Origin of the sequence: Actinomycetospora sp. NBC_00405, from assembly GCF_036044095.1 — a bacterium.
GTDB lineage: Bacteria > Actinomycetota > Actinomycetes > Mycobacteriales > Pseudonocardiaceae > Actinomycetospora > Actinomycetospora callitridis.
The window spans coordinates 1,201,604-1,219,881 of the sequence record NZ_CP107938.1; the positions used below are offsets into that span (position 1 = coordinate 1,201,604).

Below are 18,278 nucleotides of genomic sequence, written 5' to 3' on the forward strand. Positions count from 1 at the left end.
CTCACGAGCCGGCCACTGCCGCGGGCTGGGGCACCTCGGCCGTGGGGGTCGCCGCGTCCCGGGCGCGCGCCTCGGCGAGGCGGGCGTGCAGGACCTGCAGCGACGTCACCCCGACCTCGCCGGCGATCGCCGCCTCGACGGCCTGCACGGCCGCCGCGGCCCCCTGGACGGTGGTGACGCACGGGACGCCGACGTCGAGGCAGGCGGCGCGGATCTCGTAGCCGTCGATGCGGGGCCCGGAGTGGCCGACCGGGGTGTTGACCACCAGGTCGACCTCCCCGGCCAGGATCCGGTCCACGATCGTCGGCAGGCCCTCCCCGCCCTCGAAGTGCTTGCGCACGACCTCGCACGGGATGCCGTTGCGCTCCAGGACGCTCGCCGTCCCGGCCGTCGCGAGGATCGCGAAGCCGAGGTCGGCGAGGCGCTTCACCGGGAAGATCAGCGAGCGCTTGTCGCGGTTCGCGACCGAGACGAACACCTGGCCCGACACCGGCAGCGGTCCGGCGGCCGCGGCCTGCGCCTTGGCGAACGCGATGGAGAAGGCGCGGTCGATGCCCATGACCTCGCCGGTGGACTTCATCTCCGGGCCGAGCAGGGAGTCGACGCCACGGCCGTCGGGGCGACGGAACCGGTGGAACGGCAGCACCGCCTCCTTCACCGCCACGGGGTGCTCGCGGGGCAGGTCGGTGCCGTCGCCGACCGCGGGCAGGAGGCCTTCCTCGCGCAGGCCGGCGATCGTCGCGCCGAGCATGATCCGCGAGGCGGCCCCGGCCAGGGGCACGCCCGTGGCCTTGGAGACGAACGGGACGGTGCGTGACGCCCGCGGGTTCGCCTCGAGCACGAAGAGCACGTCGTCCTTGAGCGCGTACTGCACGTTCATCAGCCCGCGCACCCCCAGCCGGCGGGCCAGGGCGACGGTCGACTCCCGCACGGTCGCGAGCTCGGCGCCCCCGAGCGTGATCGGCGGCAGCGCGCACGACGAGTCGCCGGAGTGCACCCCGGCCTCCTCGATGTGCTCCATGACCCCGCCGAGGTAGACCTCGCCGTCGGCGTCGCAGATGGCGTCGACGTCGATCTCGATGGCGTCGTCGAGGAAGCGGTCCACCAGCACCGGGTGGTCCGGGGTGACCTCGGTGGCGCGCGCGATGTAGTCGGCGAGCGTGGCGTCGTCGTAGACGATCTCCATGCCCCGGCCGCCGAGCACGTACGACGGGCGCACGAGCACGGGGTAGCCGATCGACGCGGCGATCTCGCGGGCGCCGTCGAAGCTGGTGGCCATCCCGTACGGCGGGGCGGGGAGCCCCGCGTCGTCGAGCACGCGCCCGAACGCGCCGCGGGACTCGGCGAGGTCGATGGCCGCGGGCGGCGTGCCGACGACCGGCACCCCGGCGGCCTCGAGGCCCGCCGCGAGCTTCAGCGGTGTCTGCCCGCCGAGCTGGACGACGACCCCGACCAGCCCCGGGCTGTGCTCGTCCGGATCCTGGCTGCGCCCCGACTCCTGCTCCGCGTGCACCACCTCGAGCACGTCCTCCTCGGTGAGGGGCTCGAAGTACAGGCGGTCGGAGGTGTCGTAGTCGGTGGAGACGGTCTCGGGGTTGCAGTTGAGCATCACCGTCTCGAACCCGGCGGCGCGCAGGGCGAACGCCGCGTGCACGCACGAGTAGTCGAACTCGATGCCCTGGCCGATGCGGTTCGGTCCCGAGCCCAGGATGATGACCTTGGGCCGGTCGGTCTGCGCCACGACCTCGGTCTCGGCCGCGGGATCGGACTCGTACGCGGAGTAGTGGTACGGGGTCCGCGCCTCGAACTCCGCGGCGCAGGTGTCGACGGTCTTGTAGACCGGACGCACGCCGAGGCGGTGGCGCAGCGCGCGCACGCCCGTCTCCCCCGCGAGCTCCGGGCGCACGGCCGCGACCTGCGCGTCCGAGAGCCCCGCGCGCTTGGCCCGGCGCAGCAGCGCCTCGTCGAGCACCGGCGCGTCGGCGATCTCGCCGCGCAGCCCGACGAGGCCCTCGATCTGCTCGACGAACCACCCGTCGATGCCCGAGGCCTCGGTGACCTCCTCGACGCTCGCCCCGAGCCGCAGCGCGCGCTCGACGGCGTAGAGCCGCCCGTCGCGCGGCAGCGACGCCTGGTGCAGGGCTTCCTTCACGTCCTCGTCGGGATCGGGGAGCGTCCAGAAGCCGCCGGCCTTGGTCTCCGCCGACCGCAGCGCCTTGTTGAGGGCCTCCGGGAAGCTGCGGCCCAGCGCCATCGCCTCGCCGACCGACTTCATCGTGGTGGTCAGCGTGGGGTCGGCGCCGGGGAACTTCTCGAACGCGAACCGCGGCACCTTGACCACGACGTAGTCCAGCGTCGGCTCGAAGCTCGCCGGCGTCTCGCCGGTGATGTCGTTGGTGATCTCGTCGAGGGTGTAGCCGACGGCCAGGCGCGCGGCGATCTTGGCGATCGGGAAGCCGGTGGCCTTCGAGGCCAGCGCGCTCGAGCGCGAGACGCGCGGGTTCATCTCGATGACGACGAGACGCCCCGTGGTCGGGTGCACCGCGAACTGGATGTTGCAGCCGCCGGTCTCGACGCCCACCGCGCGCAGCACCTCGATACCGGTGTCGCGCATGACCTGGTACTCGCGGTCGGTCAGCGTCATCGCGGGCGCGACGGTCACCGAGTCGCCGGTGTGCACGCCCATCGGGTCGATGTTCTCGATCGAGCACACGACGACGACGTTGTCCTTGCCGTCGCGCATGAGCTCGAGCTCGTACTCCTTCCACCCGAGCACCGACTCCTCGATGAGCACCTCGTGCACCGGGCTCGCCGCGAGGCCCGCGCCGGCGAGGCGCTCGAGCTCCTCGGGGGTGTAGGCGAGGCCCGAGCCGAGCCCGCCCATCGTGAAGCTCGGCCGGATGACCACCGGGAGGCCGACCTCGGCGACGGTGGCCCGCACGTCGGCCATCGAGTGGCAGACCTCGCTGCGGGGGACGTCGCCGCCGATGCGCCGGACGATGTCCTTGAACTTCAGCCGGTCCTCGCCGCGCTGGATCGCGTCGATGTCCGCGCCGATCAGCTCGACGCCGAAGCGCTCGAGCACCCCCGCGTCGTGCAGGGCGATCGCGGCGTTCAGCGCGGTCTGGCCGCCGAGGGTGGCCAGCAGCGCGTCGGGCCGCTCCGTCTCGATGACCTTGGTGAGGTACTCGACGGTGATCGGCTCGACGTAGGTGGCGTCGGCGATCTCCGGGTCGGTCATGATCGTCGCCGGGTTCGAGTTGACGAGGCTGACCCGCAGGCCCTCCTCGCGGAGCACCCGGCAGGCCTGGGTGCCGGAGTAGTCGAACTCCGCGGCCTGACCGATGACGATCGGGCCGGAGCCGATGACCAGGACGTGGTGGATGTCCTCGCGGCGCGGCATCAGCGATTTCCCATCATGTCCGCGAAACGGTCGAAGAGGTCGGCCGCGTCGTGCGGACCCGCCGCGGCCTCCGGGTGGTACTGGACGCTGAAGGCGGGGACGCCCTCGCAGGTCAGGCCCTCGACGGTGCCGTCGTTGGGGCACGAGTGGCTGAGGTGCACCCGCCCGAACGGCGAGTCGACGCGCTCGCCCGGTGTGCCCGCGACGGCGAAGCCGTGGTTCTGGCTCGTGATCGCCACGGTGCCGTCGGTGTGGTCGACGACCGGGACGTTGATCCCGCGGTGGCCGTAGCGCATCTTGTACGTCCCGAGGCCCAGGGCGCGGGCCAGGATCTGGTTGCCGAAGCAGATGCCGAAGAGCGGCACCTCGCGGCGCAGCACCTCCGCGGTGAGGGCGACGGCGTGCGCCGCGGCGGCCGGGTCGCCCGGGCCGTTGGAGAGGAAGACGCCGTCGGGGGCACGGCCGTACTCATCTGGGCCGAGGAGCTCGTCGATCGACACCGACGCCGGCAGCACCCGCGTCTCGATCCCGCGCTCGGCGAGCATCCGCGGCGTGTTGGCCTTGATCCCGAGGTCGAGCGCCGCGACCCGCGCGCGCGTCGTGCCGGTGGCCGCGACCGTGTACGGCGCGCCGGTGCTCACCGCGCCGGCGAGGTCGGCGCCGGCCATCCCGGGGCTGTCCAGGACCGCGGCGCGCATCGAGGTGGGGTCGGCCAGCGCGTCGCCGGAGAACAGGCCGGCGCGCATCGAGCCCGCCTCGCGCAGCCGGCGGGTGATCGCCCGGGTGTCGACACCGGCGAGGCCGACGACGCCCTGGCGGGCGAGCTCCTCGCCGAGGTCGGCCGTCGAGCGCCAATTGGAGGGGCGCCGGGCCGGGTCGCGGACGACGTACCCGGCGACCTGGATACGGGCCGACTCGTCGTCCTCGTCGTTCCACCCGGTGTTGCCGATGTGCGGGGCCGTGGCCACCACGATCTGGCGGTGGTAGCTCGGGTCGGTCAGCGTCTCCTGGTAGCCGGTCATCCCGGTGGCGAACACCGCCTCGCCCAGCGTGCGGCCGCGGGCGCCGAAGGCCTCACCGCGGTGCATGCTGCCGTCCTCGAGGACGAGCACCGCGTCCTCCCGGCTCGTGCCGGCCTGACTCATTCCTGCACCTTCCCGTCCTGCACCGTCCACCGGCCCCGCAGCATGGTGTGCACCACCGAGACCGGCATCTCCATCCCCTCGTACGGGGTGTTGTTCGCCCGGCTGGCCAGCGCCGCGCCCCGCACCGTCCAGGCGGCGTCGGGGTCGACGAGCGTCAGGTTCGCGGGCTCCCCCACCGCCAGCGGCCGTCCCTGGTCGGGCAGGCCGGCGATCCGCGCGGGGGCCTCGCTGCACACCCGCGCCACGCCGCGCCAGTCGAGCAGGCCGGTGGTGACCATGGTCGCCACCACCACCGGCAGCGCGGTCTGCAGTCCCAGCATGCCTGGACGGGCGGCGGGCCACTCGCAGTCCTTGGCCTCCACGGCGTGCGGGGCGTGGTCGGTGGCCACGCAGTCGACCGTGCCGTCGGCCAGCGCGCGGCGCAGGGCCTCGGTGTCGGCGGCCGGGCGCAGCGGCGGGTTGACCTTGTGCACCGGGTCGTAGTCCTCGGCCGCCGCGTCGGTGAGCAGCAGGTGGTGGGGGGTGACCTCGGCCGAGACGCGGAATCCGTCGTCGCCGTCCATCGACTCCCGTGCCCACCGCAGGATCGCCGCCGAACGGGCCGTCGAGAGGTGGCAGACGTGCAGGCGCGCGCCGGCCGCCGAGGCGAGCATCACGTCACGCGCGACGATCGACTCCTCGGCGGTGGGGTCCCATCCCGCGAGCCCGAGCCGCGCCGCCACCGGTCCGTCGTGGGCCTGCGCCCCGACGGTGAGCCGGTGGTCCTCGGCGTGCTGGGCGACCACGGAGCCCAGGGCCCGCGCGTACTCGAGGGCCCGGCGCATGATCAGCGGGTCGTTCACGCAGCGGCCGTCGTCGGAGAACATCCGCACCCGCGCCGGGGACGCGGCCATCATCCCCATCTCGGCGAGCTTCGCGCCCTCGAGGCCGACGGTGACCGCGCCGACGGGATGCACGTCGACGAGCCCGACCTCGCGGCCGCGGCGCCAGACGTGCTCGACGACCACCGGGGAATCGGCCACCGGGTCGGTGTTCGGCATCGCGAAGACCGCGGTGTAGCCCCCGAGCGCCGCGGCGGCCGAGCCGGTGTCGACGGTCTCGGCCTCCTCGCCGCCGGGCTCGCGCAGGTGGGTGTGCAGGTCGACCAGCCCGGGCAGGGCGATGAGGCCGTCGGCGTCGACGGTCTCGACGGGGTCGTCGGAGTCTTCAGGGCCCTCGACGAGCATCCCGTCGCGGACGTAGAGGTCGGTGGGGTCCTCGCCGTAGGGCCTCGCCCCACGAATCCTGATCGTGCTCACGCCACGTCCTCCCCGGCGAGCAGGTGGTACAGGACGGCCATCCGCACGTGCACCCCGGCGGTGACCTGGTCGGAGATCGCGGCGCGGCTCGAGTCGGCCACGGCGCTCGCGATCTCCATGCCGCGCACCGCGGGCCCGGGGTGCAGGACGACGGCGTGGTCGGGGAGCCGGTCGGCGCGGGCCTCGGAGAGCCCGAAGCGGATCGCGTACTCGCGGGCCGACGGGAAGAACCCGCCGTGCATCCGCTCGGCCTGCACCCGCAGCATCATCACGGCGTCCGGGCCCCCCGCGAGGACGGCGTCCAGGTCGTGGCTGATCTCCACCGGCCACCCGGCGACGCCCACCGGGAGCAGCGTCGGCGGGGCCACCAGCGTGACGCGCGCACCGAGCGTGGCCAGCAGGTGCGCATTCGAGCGCGCGACACGGCTGTGGAGGATGTCGCCGACGATCGCGACGTGCGCCCCCTCCACCCGGCCGAGGCGGGCACGCAGGGTCGCCGCGTCGAGCAGGGCCTGGGTCGGGTGCTCGTGCGTCCCGTCGCCGGCGTTGACCACCGCGACGTGACCCTCCGCACCCAGGTGCGAGTGCGCGACGTGGTCGAGCCAGGCCGCGATGCGGTGCGGGGCGCCGGAGGCGGGGTGCCGCACGACGAGGCAGTCGGTGCCCGCGGCGGCCAGCGTGGAGGCCGTGTCGCGTAGGGACTCGCCCTTGCTCACCGAGGACGCGCTGGCCGAGACGTTGATGGTGTCGGCGCTCATCCACTTGCCCGCGACCTCGAAGGACACGCGGGTGCGGGTGGAGTTCTCGTAGAACAGCGTGACGACGGTGCGCCCGCGCAGCGTGGGCAGCTTGCGCACCGCGCGGCCCGTGAGCGCCTGCTCCATGTTCGCCGCGGTGTCCAGCAGGGCCAGGGCCTGGTCGCGGCGCAGGCCGTCGGTGGAGAGCAGGTGGCGCAGGCCGATGCCGGTGGGCTCGGGCCCGGTGGTCGGGGCGCTCATCGCAGGCTGACCCCGTCCTCGCCGTCGACCTCGACCAGGCGCACCGCGACGTCCTCGGTGCGGTTGGTCGGGACGTTCTTGCCGACGTAGTCCGCGCGGATGGGCAGCTCGCGGTGGCCGCGGTCGACGAGCACGGCGAGCTGGACCGCACGCGGGCGGCCGTGGTCGCGCAGGGCGTCGAGGGCGGCGCGCACGGTGCGCCCGGAGAACAGGACGTCGTCGACCAGCACCACCACGGCGTCGTCGATGCCGACGGCCGGGATTTCCGTCTCGGCGAGCGCGCGCGTCGGACGCAGGCGCAGGTCGTCGCGGTAGAGCGTGGGATCGAGGGTGCCGGTCGGCACGGTGGCCCCGGTGATCTCGCCGATGCGCTCGGCGAGCCGGCGGGCGAGGAAGGTCCCCCGGGTCGGTAGACCGAGCAGGACGACCCGGGCGGTTGCGCCATCGGGGGCATTGCGTTCGATGATCTCGTGGGCGACGCGGGCGACGGTGCGCGCGAGGTCTGCCGCCGAGAGGAGCTCGCGCTCACCCTCGGCACCCGCTGCACCCGACCCGGGCTCGCCCCGGCGCCGTGACGGCACGCGGGTGACCCTCCTTCTCCGCCTCGCAGGACGGCTCTTAAAGGATGTCGATCAGGACGTTTCCCAACACTATCAGCGACGACGGGACCCCTCGGTGCCGCCCACGGGACGCTCCGGACCGGGACGGCCCGGCCCCGGCACTACGCCCCGTGGTCCGTGTCCGGACGGAGTGCCACGAGCCACACCGGCCACGATCCGTCAGATCCCGGCTTGACCATGTGACGACCTGAGGCGCATCATCACTCTCCGTATCGACTTCGCTGGGTGCACGGGCGGGGCGAGCCGGGCGACGCGAGAGGACGGGGTGTCCGCCAGATGGGTGACTACGCGAAGGCGCTGGGGTCAAAGCTCCGGGGCATCCGCCAGCAGCAGGGTCTGTCTCTGCACGGCGTCGAGCAGAAGTCCGGCGGACGGTGGAAGGCCGTCGTCGTCGGTTCCTACGAGCGCGGTGACCGCGCGGTGACCGTCCAGAAGCTCGCCGAGCTCGCCGACTTCTACGGCGTGCCCGTGGCGGAGCTCCTGCCCGAGGGTCGCGTGCCCTCCGGGTCCGAGCCTGCAGCCAAGATCGTCATCAACCTCGAGCGCCTGCAGCAGCTGCCCGCCGAGAAGGCCGGTCCGCTCGCCCGCTACGCCGCGGCGATCCAGAGCCAGCGCGGCGACTACAACGGCAAGGTCCTCTCGATCCGCAACGAGGACCTGCGTTCGCTCGCGATCATCTACGACATGAGCCCGGGCGAGCTGTCCGACCAGCTCGTCGACTGGGGCGTCCTCCCGCCCGAGGCCCGCATCGCGCGCGCCCTGGACGAGTGACGACGCACTATCCGCTGGTGGGCTCGTCGTCGGCGGGCGGGGCGTCCTGACCCGCCGGCGCGAGCTCGACCCCGGCGGGCACCTCGACGCGGTCGGGGCTCGGCGGGGCAACCGTCCCGGGACGTCCCGAGGACACCCCGGCGAGCACGCCGTTGACGAACCGCGGCGAGTCGTCGGTGGACAGCTCGCGGGCGAGGTCGATGGCCTCGTCGATCGCGACCGGGTCGGGCACGTCCTCGGAGTGCAGGATCTCGTAGACCCCGATCCGCAGGATCATGCGGTCGACCGCGGGCATGCGGGCCATCGTCCACCCGCGCGCGTACGACCCGATGACCTCGTCGATGCCGTCGCGGTGCGAGATCACGCCCTCGACCAGCGACTGCGCGAACTCCGACACCGGCGGGGCGTCCGCACCGGCGATGCGCCGGGCGAGCACCTCCTGCGGGTCCTCACCGCGCGCCTCGGACTCGAACAGGATGTCCAGCGCCCGTTTCCGGGCCTTGGACCGGGAGCCCTTCCGCGCCTGGGGTGCGGTCACCTCAGCTGCTCACGCGGCCCAGGTAGCGCCCGTCGCGGGTGTCCACCTTGACCTTCGTGCCGGTCTCCAGGAACAGCGGGACCTGGATCTCCGCACCGGTGGAGACGGTGGCGGGCTTGGTGCCACCCGTGGAGCGGTCGCCCTGCAGGCCGGGGTCGGTCTGGGTGATCTCGAGCTCGACCGAGGCCGGGAGCTCGATGTAGAGCGGGGCGCCGTCGTTGAACGACACCTGGACCTCCTGGTTCTCCAGGAGGAAGCGGGCCTGGTCGCCGACGGTCTGCTCGGGGATCGGGATCTGCTCGTAGTCCGCGGCGTCCATGAAGATGAAGTCGGCGCCGTCGCGGTAGAGGTAGGTCATGTCGCGGCGGTCGACGTTCGCGGTCTCGACCTTGGTGCCGGCGTTGAACGTCTTGTCGACCACCTTGCCGGTCATGACGTTCTTCAGGGTGGTGCGGACGAAGGCACCGCCCTTGCCGGGCTTGACGTGCTGGAACTCGGTGACGGTCCAGAGGTTGCCGTCGATCCGCAGCACGAGGCCGTTCTTCAGGTCGTTCGTGGTCGCCACGGTGACGCTCTCTCCTACGGTTCGTCTCGGGACTGGGGAACCAGGTCCCGGGGGCTCTGCGTGAGGGCGGCGGCACCGTCGTCGGTGACCACGAGCGTGTCCTCGATCCGGACCCCGCCCCGCCCGGCCAGGTAGACCCCCGGCTCGACGGTGACCGTCATCCCTGCCTCCAGGGTAGCGGTCGCGGTCGACGACACCGCCGGAGCCTCGTGGATGACGAGGCCGACGCCGTGCCCGAGGCCGTGGACGAAGTGCTCGCCGAACCCCGCGGCCACGATGACGTCGCGCGCGGCGGCGTCGACGTCGCGGGTCGCGACCCCGGGCGCGAGGGCCGCCCGGCCGGCGGCGGCGGCCTCCGCGACGAGGTCGTGCAGGTCGCGCTGCCAGTCCTCGGGCTCCCCGACGATCAGGGTGCGGGTCATGTCCGAGTGGTAGCCGTCGACGAGCGCGCCGAAGTCCATGGTCAGCAGGTCGCCGTCGGCCAGGGGCGCGTCGGTGGGCCGGTGGTGCGGGATCGCGGCGTGGGCGCCCGCGGCGACGATGGTGTCGAACGACGGGCCCTCGGCGCCCGCCTCGCGCATGCGCTCCTCGAGGTCGCGGGCCACCTCCCGCTCGGTGCGCCCGGCCTGCAGGCCGCCGGCGGCGATCATCCCGGCGAGGGCGACGTCCGCGGCGGCGCAGGCCTGGCGCAGCGCGTCCACCTCGCCCGCGTCCTTCACCGCCCGCAGCGTCTCGACCAGGCCCGGGGCCCGCCGCAGCTCCCCTGCCGTCAGCGCCGCCGTCAGCTCGGCGTGGCCGTCGACGGTGACGTGGGCGCTGTCGAAGCCGACCGCGCCGTGCTCCCCGTCGGCCCCGAGGAGTCCGGCGGCGCAGGCGCGGGTGACCAGGACGCGCAGGTCGGGCGTCTCGTGCGCGGCCTGCTGGGTGTAGCGGCCGTCGGTGGCGAGGACGGTGCGGTCCTCGCCCCGGTCGGCGTCGTCGCCGGCGTGCACCAGCACCGCGGCGTTGGACCCCGTGAAGCCGGTCAGGTAGCGGACGTTGACCAGATCGGTGACGAGCAGGGCGTCGAGATCCGCCCCGCGCAGCAGGTCACGCAGCGCGTCGCGGCGCCGGGCGTGCCCGCCCGGCGCCCGTTCGGGACGGGTGGGCTCCACGCCCGTCAGCCTAGGTGAGGACGGGTGACAGGGGTCTCGTACGGTGTCGGTGTGCGTCCCTGGGTGCTCCGAACGCTGGTGCTGACCGTCGTCTACGGCGTGGCCGAGGCGTTGTTCGTCGCGCTGCGGTCCTCGGCCCCCGATCTGTCGAGCCTGTGGAGCATCGTGCTGCTCCTGGTCGTCGTCGCCGTGGTGATCGGCTGGGTGGGTGCCGAGATCGTCCTCGACCGGCGCCCGCCCGAGTGGACGTGGTTCATCACGGCGCTCGCCACCGCACCCGCGGCGGGGCTGCTGAGCTGGATCCTGCTCGCGTCCTTCGTGGACGACACCGGCGTCGCCGACCTCCAGGCCGCGCTCGTCGGGCGCGCCTCGTTCACCGCGCTGCTCATCCTCGCCGCGGTGTTCCTCGGGTCGCGCCTGGGCTGGCTCTCGATGCGCCGCCACGGCGAGGGTGCCGACGACCCGATGCTCGACGCCGACGACGACGAGGTCGCGCGACAGGCCGGCCTCGAGCGCCACGGCCCCTCCGGCGCCTCCGCCGGCGACGACCGCGCGGCGGCCGCGGCCCGCGCGGCGGCCCGCGTCGGCGTCACGCCCTCCCCCGCCCGGCGCCCGGACCGTCCGTCCCCGGCGTGCGCACCCCCGGGCGTCGCTCGCCCGAGCGCGTGCCCGCCGCGGCAGGCCCGGAGCTCGCCGAGCGCGACCGCATGCCCGAGGCGCCCCGCCTGGCGGGCGAGCGGCGGGTGTCGACGGTGCGCACGACCGCCCGCCCCGCCGAGCCGGTCTCCTCGCCGTTCGGGGAGGAGGCGAGCGCGCCCGCCCGCGAGCGGCCGACGTCCGACGCGCCCGAGTCGCTCGAGCCGCCGGTCGTCGCGGTCCTGCCCGCCTTCCCGATGCCGGGCGGCCCGCTCGACGACACCGGCAGCCAGGCGGCCGTGCCGGACCAGGAGCCCGCGCCCGAGCAGCCCTCGCGCCGCAAGTTCGGTCTGCGGCGCCCCACGTCCTGAGCGGCCCGACCCGGACCGGCCCGGCCCGGCCCTCGTGGCAGCGAGGGACGCCCCGACTGCGGAGGACGCAGCGGGGGTGACCCTCGCTCCTCGGGCGGGCGCGGGGGCTCAGCTCGCCAGGGCCGCGTAGGCCGCCGCGAGGTCGGCCGGGTCGGGGCCCTCGAGGCGCCCGGGCTGCGCGAGCCCGTCGAGCACGACGAGGCGCAGCAGGGCGCCGCGGGACTTCTTGTCCAGACGCATGGTGTCGGCGAGCTCGTCGAACGCCGCGGCCGGGTAGGTCACCGGCAGCCCCACGGACGCGAGCGTGGCGGCGTGCCGGTCGGCCGTCGCGTCGTCGAGGCGCCCGACGCGGCGGGCCAGCTCGGCGGCGAAGACCAGCCCGATCGACACCGCCTCGCCGTGGCGCCAGCGGTACTGCTCGCGGCGCTCGACGGCGTGGCCGAGGGTGTGGCCGTAGTTGAGGATCTCGCGCAGGTGGGACTCGCGCAGGTCCGCCGCCACCACGTCGCCCTTGACCCGGATCGAACGGACGACGAGCTCGCCGAGCACGTCGCCGGCGGGGTCCAGCGCCGCCTCGGGATCGGCCTCGACGAGCTCGAGGATCCGCGGGTCGGCGATGAACCCCGTCTTGATCACCTCGGCCATGCCCGCCGCGAGCTCGGGACGGCTGACGGTGGCGAGGGTGTCGAGGTCGGCGATCACGGCGGTGGGCTCGTGGAAGGCGCCGACGAGGTTCTTGCCCGCGCCGGTGTTGATCCCGGTCTTGCCGCCGACCGCGGCGTCGACCATCGCGAGCAGGGTCGTCGGGACGTGGACGATCCGCACGCCGCGCATCCAGGCGGCGGCGACGAAGCCGGCGAGGTCGGTCGCCGCGCCGCCGCCGACCGCCACGAGGGCGTCGGAGCGCGTGACCCCGAGGCGGCCGAGCTCCTCCCAGCAGGCGCCGGCCGTGGCGAGGTCCTTGCCGTCCTCGCTGTCGGGCAGGGCGAGCAGGTGGGTGCGCGTGCCCGCGGCCTCCAGGGCGTCGCGCACCGCGCCAGCCACGCCCGCGACGGCGGGCTGGTGGCAGACGACGACGGTCGCGGTGCCGGCGAGGGTCTCGGCGACCGCGCCGGTGATCCCGCGGCCGACGACGACGTCGTAGGGCGCGGCGCTGGCGACGTGGAGGCGCTCGAGGACCTGCTCAGCGGGCACCGTCGCCCACCTCCGCGCGCAGGGCCGCCAGGACGGCGTCGACGACGTCGTCGGGGCTCACGTCGTCGGTGGCGATCTCGTGGCGGGCCACCGAGCGGTAGACCGGCAGGCGCTCCTGCAGCAGCGCGGAGAACGTCGCGCGCGGGTTGACCCCGGCGAGCAGGGGCCGCGCCGTCGACAGGCCGACGCGGCGGACACCGACGGCCAGCCCGACGCCGAGGAACACCACGGGGTGCCCGTCGAGCACCTCGCGGACCCCCTCGGTCATCACCGCTCCCCCGCCGAGCGCGAGCACGCCGTCGTGGTCGGCCAGCGCCGCGGCCACCGCGTCGCGCTCGAGCGCGCGGAACACCGGCTCGCCGTCGGTGAGGAAGATGTCGCTGATCGCCCGGCCCGCCGTCGCCTCGACCAGCGCGTCGCTGTCGGCGAAGGGCACGCCCAGGCGCTCGGCGAGCAGCGTCCCCACGGTCGTCTTGCCCGCCCCGGGGGGCCCGACGAGCACCGCGACCGGGCTCACGGCAGGCCCGCGCCGTCGACGTCCCCGGTGTCGACGTGGCGACGCGGGTCGATCGCCGCGACGTAGGCCGAGGCGTTGCGGGCGGTCTCGCGCAGCGAGTCGCCGCCGAACTTCTCCAGCGCCGCCTCGGCGAGCACGAGCGCGACCAGGGCCTCGGCCACCACGCCGGCCGCGGGCACGGCGCAGACGTCGGAGCGCTGGTGGTGCGCGGTGGTGCCCTCGCCGGTGACCACGTCGACGGTGCGCAGCGCCCTGGGCACCGTGGAGATCGGCTTCATGGCCACGCGCGCCCGCAGGGGCTCGCCGTTGGTCATGCCGCCCTCGATGCCGCCGGCGCGGTTGGTGAACCGGGCGACGCCCGTGTCGTGGGAACCGTGAAGGATCTCGTCGTGCGCGGCGGAGCCGCGGCGGCGCGCAGTGGTGAACCCGTCGCCGATCTCCACGCCCTTCATCGCCTGGATGCCCATGAGGGCCGCGGCGAGGCGGGCGTCGAGGCGGCGGTCGGCCTGGACGTAGGACCCGAGGCCCACGGGCAGCCCGTGGGCGACGACCTCGACCACCCCGCCGAGCGTGTCGCCGTCCTCCTTGGCGGCGTCGACCTCGGCCACCATCCGCGCGGTGGAGGCCTCGTCCACCGCGCGCACCGGGCTCGCGTCGATGCGCTCGCCGTCGCCCGGCATCGGGATCACGTCCGGCGTCGCGTCGGCCGTCCCGAGGCTGACCACGTGCGAGAGCACCTCGACGCCGAGGGCCTGCGCGAGGAACGCCTTCGCCACCGCGCCGAGGGCCACCTTGGCGGCGGTCTCGCGGGCGCTCGCGCGCTCGAGCACCGGGCGGGCCTCGTCGAAGTCGTACTTCGTCATGCCGGCGAGGTCGGCGTGGCCGGGACGCGGACGCGTCAGCGGGGCGTTGCGCGCGCGGCCCTCCAGCAGCACCGGGTCGACGGGGTCGGCGGACATCACCGTCTCCCACTTCGGCCACTCGCTGTTGGCGATGCGGATGGCGACCGGGCCGCCCATCGTCAGCCCGTGCCGCAGGCCCCCGGAGAGCTCGATCTCGTCGGCCTCGAAGCTCATCCGCGCGCCACGGCCGTAGCCGAGACGCCGCCGGGCGAGCTCGGCCGACACCTCCTTCGAGCTCACCGAGACGCCCGCGACCATGCCCTCGAGCACGGCCGTGAGCGCCGCTCCGTGCGACTCTCCCGCCGTCAGCCACCGCAACACGGGCCCATCGTTTCACGTCGCCCACGGTCATCGGGCGATCACGGTCGCGGCGAGGGTGAGCCATGCCGCTCCGAGCAGCGGCGGACCGTACGGGACGCGGCGCGCACCACCGGCGAGCACGAGGACGAGGACCCCGACGGCGGCCAGCACCGGGGCCGCCACCAGCCCGCCCCAGGACGCGGCGGCCAGGAGCGCGCCGAGCGCGGGAGCCAGCTTGACGTCGCCCGCCCCCAGCGCGCCCGGGGCGGCGAGGTGCACCGCGGCGAACGCCCCGCCGAGGACGACGGCGCCGAGGAGGCCCGCGACGAGGTGCCCGGCACCGAGCGGGACCAGGGCGGCGAGGGCGAGCCCCGCCCCCGGCACCGTGACGGCGTCCGGGAGGCGCCGGGCGACGAGATCGGTGGCGCTGCCGGCGACGACGAGCACGCCGAGGACCAGCCACGCCGGGAGCCACGTCGCGGGCGCCAGACGGGCGGCGACGACGCCCGCCGGCGCGGCCCAGAGCGCCGCCAGCGCCCCGGCGGTCGGCAGGACCGGGACGAGCACCCCGCGCCGCACCCGCGCGAGCACGGCCCGCACGCCCACCCCCGCGAGAGCGCCCGCGGACCCGGCGACGAGGACCGCTGCGAGGACCGCGGCGAGGACCGTTCCGATGACCACGCCGTCGAGCCTGGAGCAGCCCGTCCACCCCCGTCACGCACCGTCTCGGGGTCTGTGGACACGTCCGGAGGATGGGGACGGCGGACGGAGCAGCGAGCAGGGTCGAGCCCTTCCGGCAGCGCCGCGCACGCTGCGGTTTCCGAAGCATCTCGCGCGGAGGAGGCCAGGCCCGCCGAGCCACGCGGGGGGCTTCCTGACGTCTGACGTGAGCGTGGCCCCCAGGCTGACACCTGCGCGCGCTCAGCCCGGCAGCGGCAGGAGGGTGACGTCGGTGGTGGCGGCGAGGGCCTCGTGCATCGCCTCGCGCGGCGCGGGCCGGCCCGTGAACTGCTCGACCTGGCCGAACGCCTGGTGCAGGAGCATGTCGAGGCCCGTGGCGACGGGCAGGCCCCGGGCCGCAGCGGCCGCGGCCAGGGGTGTCGGCCAGGGGTGGTAGACCGCGTCGAGGACCACCGACCACGGGGGCAGCGCCGCGACGATGCGCTGGGCCAGCCCGGGCTCGAGGGCGTCGGCCGGGGTGGTGTTGATCAGCGACTTGGCCGTCACCAGGTGGCCCACGTCGAGGTCGTCCCAGGTGACGGGGCGGCGGTGGAAGCCGTGGGCGCGGGCCACCGCGAGGGTGCCGGCGGCCCGGGCGACGTCGCGCACCACCAGCGTCACCGACTCGCTGCCGACCTCGAAGACGCCGGCGATCGCGGCGCACGCCGTGGCCCCGCTGCCCAGGACGACCACGTCCGCGATGCCCGCGGCGATGCTCGGGAAGTCGCGGACCCGCGCCGCGCGCAGGGCGCCGGCGATGCCGTCGACGTCCGTGCAGTCCGCGATCCAGCCGCCGTCCCGGGGCACCAGCGTGTTGGCCGCCCCGACCCGCCGGGCCCGGGGGGTCACGCTCGACGCCAGCTCGAGAGCCGCGCGCTTGCCGGGCATCGTCACCGACAGGCCCGCCCACGACGCGTCGCGGGCCGCGACCCAGCCGGGCAGCTCCTCGGCGGTGCACTCGACGGCCTCGTAGGTCCAGTCGTCGAGGCCCAGCGCGGCGTAGGCGGCGCGGTGCAGGACCGGGGAGCGGGAGTGCGCCACCGGCGATCCCAGGAGAGCGGCGCGCACGGTCAGTAGACCCCTCGTTCTTGAGCGAGGCGGCGGTTGGCGTCGTGCTCCTCCGGGGCGACCGCGAAGCAGGAGATGCCGTCGGTCTGGCACTTCACGAAGTACACCCACGGACCGGGCGTCGGCTCGAGGGCCGCCCGCAGCGCCTCCGGGCTCACGGCGCCGATGGGGGTCGGGGTCAACCCGAGGTTGAGGTACGTGTTGTACGGACCGGGCCGGGCGCGGTCGAACGGGCTGGTCAGGAGCGTCTGGCGGTCGAGGGGATAGTTCACCGTCGAGTCGAACTGCAGGCGCATCGGGACCGCGAGCCGGTTGTAGATGACCTGCGCGACCTTCCCGAAGTCGGCCGCGACGCCCTCCCGCTCGGCGAGCGAGGCGACGATCAGCGCGTCGTAGGGCGGCACCCCGCGCGCCTCGGCCTCCTCCACGAGACCGGACGCCTCGATCCGCGGCACCGACGCGCGCACCACCTGCTCCAGCGCCTCCCGGGCGCCGATCCCCGGTGCGAGGTCGACGGTGCCGGGAGCGAGCAGACCCTCCAGCCGGCGCGCCGGCTCCGCGCGCCGCACCCCGTCGAGCGCCCAGGTGGGCACCCCGAGCTCGGCGGGGTCGGTGTCGGCCATGGCGGCGCGCAGGTCCGCCACGGACGCGCAGCGCTCGGCGCCGGCGTCGTCGACCGTGCAGGTGGCCCGCGAGATCAGCGACAGGACGCCGGGCACCGTGGAGTCGCCGGCGCCGACGGTGTCGTCGAGCTGCACCCCGCTGCGGATCTCCAGGCGGCCGACCCGGGTGGCCGGGTCGAGCAGGGCCTCGACCGCGTCGGCGGAGGACATCTGGCGGCGCAGCTCGTAGAAGCCGGGCTGGATGCCCCGGCCGTTCGGGTTGTCCTCGGCGGCGTCGCCGAACGACCGGGCCGAGGCCACGACGTCGTCGGCGACGAGCTGCTCGCCGATCTCGCGGGTGGACGAGCCGTCCGACACCTCGACGACGACCCGGCCGGTGCCGGGGCCGTCGTAGTCGGGTGGGAAGACGATCGGGAGCAGGTCGCGGGCGAAGAAGACCCCGCCGGCGAGGACGACGACCAGCAGCACCGCGATCCCCGGCCACAGCAGACGTCGGCGTGGCCGCTCCTCGCGCCCCTGGGGCAGGGCCTCCGTGAGCGCGTCGCCCCTCGGGGCGGGCGGGTCGTCGCCGAGGAGCCAGCCGGGGTCCGCCTCGGGCTCGGCCGGCTCCGGGTCGGGCTCCGGGTCGCGACGGTCCGACCCACGCCCCACCGGGCGATCCGTCGCGTACGCGCCGACCGCGGTCCCGGCGACGTCGGTCTGGGCGTCGGCGTCGGCCGCGTCGCGCTCGATCTGCTCGGGGCGCAGCCACGCCGAGGCGTAGTGGCGCTCGGTCTCGGCGTCCCCGTGATCGGCAGAGCGGTCGGCAGAGCGGTCGGCAGATCGGTCGGCAGAGCGGTCGACGGGCCGCGCGACGACCGGCCGTCCCGTCGTCTGCCCGCGCCCGGCCACGGGGCGTCCGGCACGCACCCCCGGCCGCTGGGTGGACGCCGACATCTTCACGATCCGGCGCCCGGACGGCGTCCCGTTCTCCGGCGCGTCCGGCCGCCCGTGACGTCCGGTCACGTGTCCTCCGAGGTCACGCCGCCGGCGGGACGCGCGCGGCGGGCGTCGAGGTAGCCCTGCAGGATGCCGACGGCCGCGGCCTGGTCGATCACCTTGCGCTGCTTGCGGCCCTTCACACCCCGGTCCGAGAGCGTGCGCATGGCGGTGACGGTGGTCAGGCGCTCGTCGGACAGCACGACCGGGACGTCGCGCCCCGCCGCGGACAAGCGCCCGCGCAGGGCCGTCGCGTAGTCCTGGGCCTTCTGCGCGGCCGGACCCTCGCGTCCGGCAAGCGTGCGGGGAAGCCCCACGACCACCTCGACCACCTCGTGCTCGTCGACGAGCGCCACCAGCCGGGCCAGGTCGGCGCCGGCCGATTCATCGTGATCGAGGGTAACGAGCGGTGTCGCGAGCACCCCGCCGGGATCGGACAGGGCGACGCCCACGCGCACGCTGCCGACGTCCACGCCG

The 18,278-nt window shown here is 75.0% G+C and carries 17 protein-coding genes and 1 pseudogene; 2 read left to right on the forward strand and 16 right to left on the reverse strand.

Going from position 1 to position 18,278, the window contains the following annotated elements:
- Position 1: 1 nt before the first annotated feature.
- From carB to pyrR, 5 genes are read right to left on the reverse strand one after another with little or no spacing between them, the layout of a single operon-like run.
- Positions 2–3,403 carry a carbamoyl-phosphate synthase large subunit gene (gene carB / locus OG774_RS05890; protein ID WP_328307561.1) on the reverse strand — a complete coding sequence of 1,134 codons (3,402 nt, stop codon included), beginning with the start codon at positions 3,401–3,403 and terminating at the stop codon, positions 2–4.
- The gene (carA, locus tag OG774_RS05895) at positions 3,403–4,548 is read right to left on the reverse strand and encodes a glutamine-hydrolyzing carbamoyl-phosphate synthase small subunit (protein ID WP_328307563.1); all 1,146 of its coding nucleotides are present in this window, start codon (positions 4,546–4,548) and stop codon (positions 3,403–3,405) included. Before carA ends, carB begins: the two co-directional genes overlap by 1 nt.
- Entirely contained in the window at positions 4,545–5,846 is a 1,302-nt protein-coding gene (locus tag OG774_RS05900; RefSeq protein WP_328307565.1) for a dihydroorotase, read from the reverse strand. The genes carA and OG774_RS05900 overlap by 4 nt, the downstream gene beginning before the upstream one ends.
- Entirely contained in the window at positions 5,843–6,802 is a 960-nt protein-coding gene (locus OG774_RS05905) for an aspartate carbamoyltransferase catalytic subunit (RefSeq protein WP_328310809.1), read from the reverse strand. The genes OG774_RS05900 and OG774_RS05905 overlap by 4 nt, the downstream gene beginning before the upstream one ends.
- A 38-nt stretch (positions 6,803–6,840) precedes the next feature.
- The gene (gene pyrR / locus OG774_RS05910; RefSeq protein ID WP_274194962.1) at positions 6,841–7,425 is read right to left on the reverse strand and encodes a bifunctional pyr operon transcriptional regulator/uracil phosphoribosyltransferase PyrR; all 585 of its coding nucleotides are present in this window, start codon (positions 7,423–7,425) and stop codon (positions 6,841–6,843) included.
- Positions 7,426–7,740: 315 nt separating this feature from the next.
- Here pyrR and bldD point away from each other — a divergent pair, with 315 nt between their 5' ends.
- Entirely contained in the window at positions 7,741–8,235 is a 495-nt protein-coding gene (gene bldD, locus OG774_RS05915; RefSeq protein ID WP_274186731.1) for a transcriptional regulator BldD, read from the forward strand.
- A gap of 94 nt (positions 8,236–8,329) precedes the next feature.
- Here bldD and nusB read toward each other — a convergent pair.
- The 4 genes and pseudogenes from nusB to OG774_RS05935 form a co-directional block, all read right to left on the reverse strand.
- Positions 8,330–8,773, reverse strand: a pseudogene (nusB, locus tag OG774_RS05920) (transcription antitermination factor NusB); the annotation flags it as partial.
- A 1-nt stretch (position 8,774) separates the two neighbouring features.
- Positions 8,775–9,338 carry an elongation factor P gene (efp, locus tag OG774_RS05925; protein ID WP_274194964.1) on the reverse strand — a complete coding sequence of 188 codons (564 nt, stop codon included), beginning with the start codon at positions 9,336–9,338 and terminating at the stop codon, positions 8,775–8,777.
- Positions 9,339–9,352: 14 nt separating this feature from the next.
- Positions 9,353–10,492 (reverse strand): M24 family metallopeptidase, encoded by a 1,140-nt coding sequence (locus tag OG774_RS05930; protein ID WP_328307571.1) that lies wholly within the window; start codon positions 10,490–10,492, stop codon positions 9,353–9,355.
- A 92-nt stretch (positions 10,493–10,584) separates the two neighbouring features.
- On the reverse strand, positions 10,585–10,881 hold the full coding sequence (locus tag OG774_RS05935; protein ID WP_328307575.1) for a hypothetical protein: 297 nt from the start codon (positions 10,879–10,881) through the stop codon (positions 10,585–10,587).
- Positions 10,882–11,124: 243 nt separating this feature from the next.
- Between OG774_RS05935 and OG774_RS05940 the strand changes: the two genes are divergently transcribed.
- The gene (locus tag OG774_RS05940) at positions 11,125–11,499 is read left to right on the forward strand and encodes a hypothetical protein (protein ID WP_328307577.1); all 375 of its coding nucleotides are present in this window, start codon (positions 11,125–11,127) and stop codon (positions 11,497–11,499) included.
- 108 nt (positions 11,500–11,607) lie between these two features.
- On the opposite strand, the gene aroB is transcribed toward OG774_RS05940, so the two are convergent.
- From aroB to ruvX, 7 genes are all read right to left on the reverse strand, one after another.
- Entirely contained in the window at positions 11,608–12,693 is a 1,086-nt protein-coding gene (aroB, locus tag OG774_RS05945) for a 3-dehydroquinate synthase (protein ID WP_328307579.1), read from the reverse strand.
- Positions 12,683–13,210 (reverse strand): shikimate kinase, encoded by a 528-nt coding sequence (locus tag OG774_RS05950; protein ID WP_328307580.1) that lies wholly within the window; start codon positions 13,208–13,210, stop codon positions 12,683–12,685. Before OG774_RS05950 ends, aroB begins: the two co-directional genes overlap by 11 nt.
- Positions 13,207–14,433 (reverse strand): chorismate synthase, encoded by a 1,227-nt coding sequence (gene aroC, locus OG774_RS05955; protein ID WP_328307582.1) that lies wholly within the window; start codon positions 14,431–14,433, stop codon positions 13,207–13,209. The genes OG774_RS05950 and aroC overlap by 4 nt, the downstream gene beginning before the upstream one ends.
- Before the next feature lie 27 nt (positions 14,434–14,460).
- Positions 14,461–15,093: a prepilin peptidase gene (locus tag OG774_RS05960; RefSeq protein WP_328307584.1), complete on the reverse strand. Its 633-nt coding sequence runs from the start codon at positions 15,091–15,093 to the stop codon at positions 14,461–14,463.
- A gap of 240 nt (positions 15,094–15,333) precedes the next feature.
- Positions 15,334–16,200 carry a shikimate dehydrogenase gene (locus tag OG774_RS05965; protein WP_328307586.1) on the reverse strand — a complete coding sequence of 289 codons (867 nt, stop codon included), beginning with the start codon at positions 16,198–16,200 and terminating at the stop codon, positions 15,334–15,336.
- 2 nt (positions 16,201–16,202) lie between these two features.
- Entirely contained in the window at positions 16,203–17,828 is a 1,626-nt protein-coding gene (locus OG774_RS05970; RefSeq protein ID WP_328307589.1) for an endolytic transglycosylase MltG, read from the reverse strand.
- Positions 17,825–18,274, reverse strand: a complete 450-nt coding sequence (ruvX, locus tag OG774_RS05975; RefSeq protein ID WP_328307591.1) for a Holliday junction resolvase RuvX — start codon at positions 18,272–18,274, stop codon at positions 17,825–17,827. Before ruvX ends, OG774_RS05970 begins: the two co-directional genes overlap by 4 nt.
- Positions 18,275–18,278: the final 4 nt, after the last annotated feature.

Coding starts and splice junctions, on each gene's coding strand:
- carB (WP_328307561.1), bottom strand. CDS start 3,403: ATGCCGCGCCGCGAGGACATCCACCACGTCCTGGTCATCGGCTCCGGC.
- carA (WP_328307563.1), bottom strand. CDS start 4,548: ATGAGTCAGGCCGGCACGAGCCGGGAGGACGCGGTGCTCGTCCTCGAG.
- bldD (WP_274186731.1), top strand. CDS start 7,741: ATGGGTGACTACGCGAAGGCGCTGGGGTCAAAGCTCCGGGGCATCCGC.
- OG774_RS05935 (WP_328307575.1), bottom strand. CDS start 10,881: ATGAGCAGCGCGGTGAACGAGGCGCGCCCGACGAGCGCGGCCTGGAGG.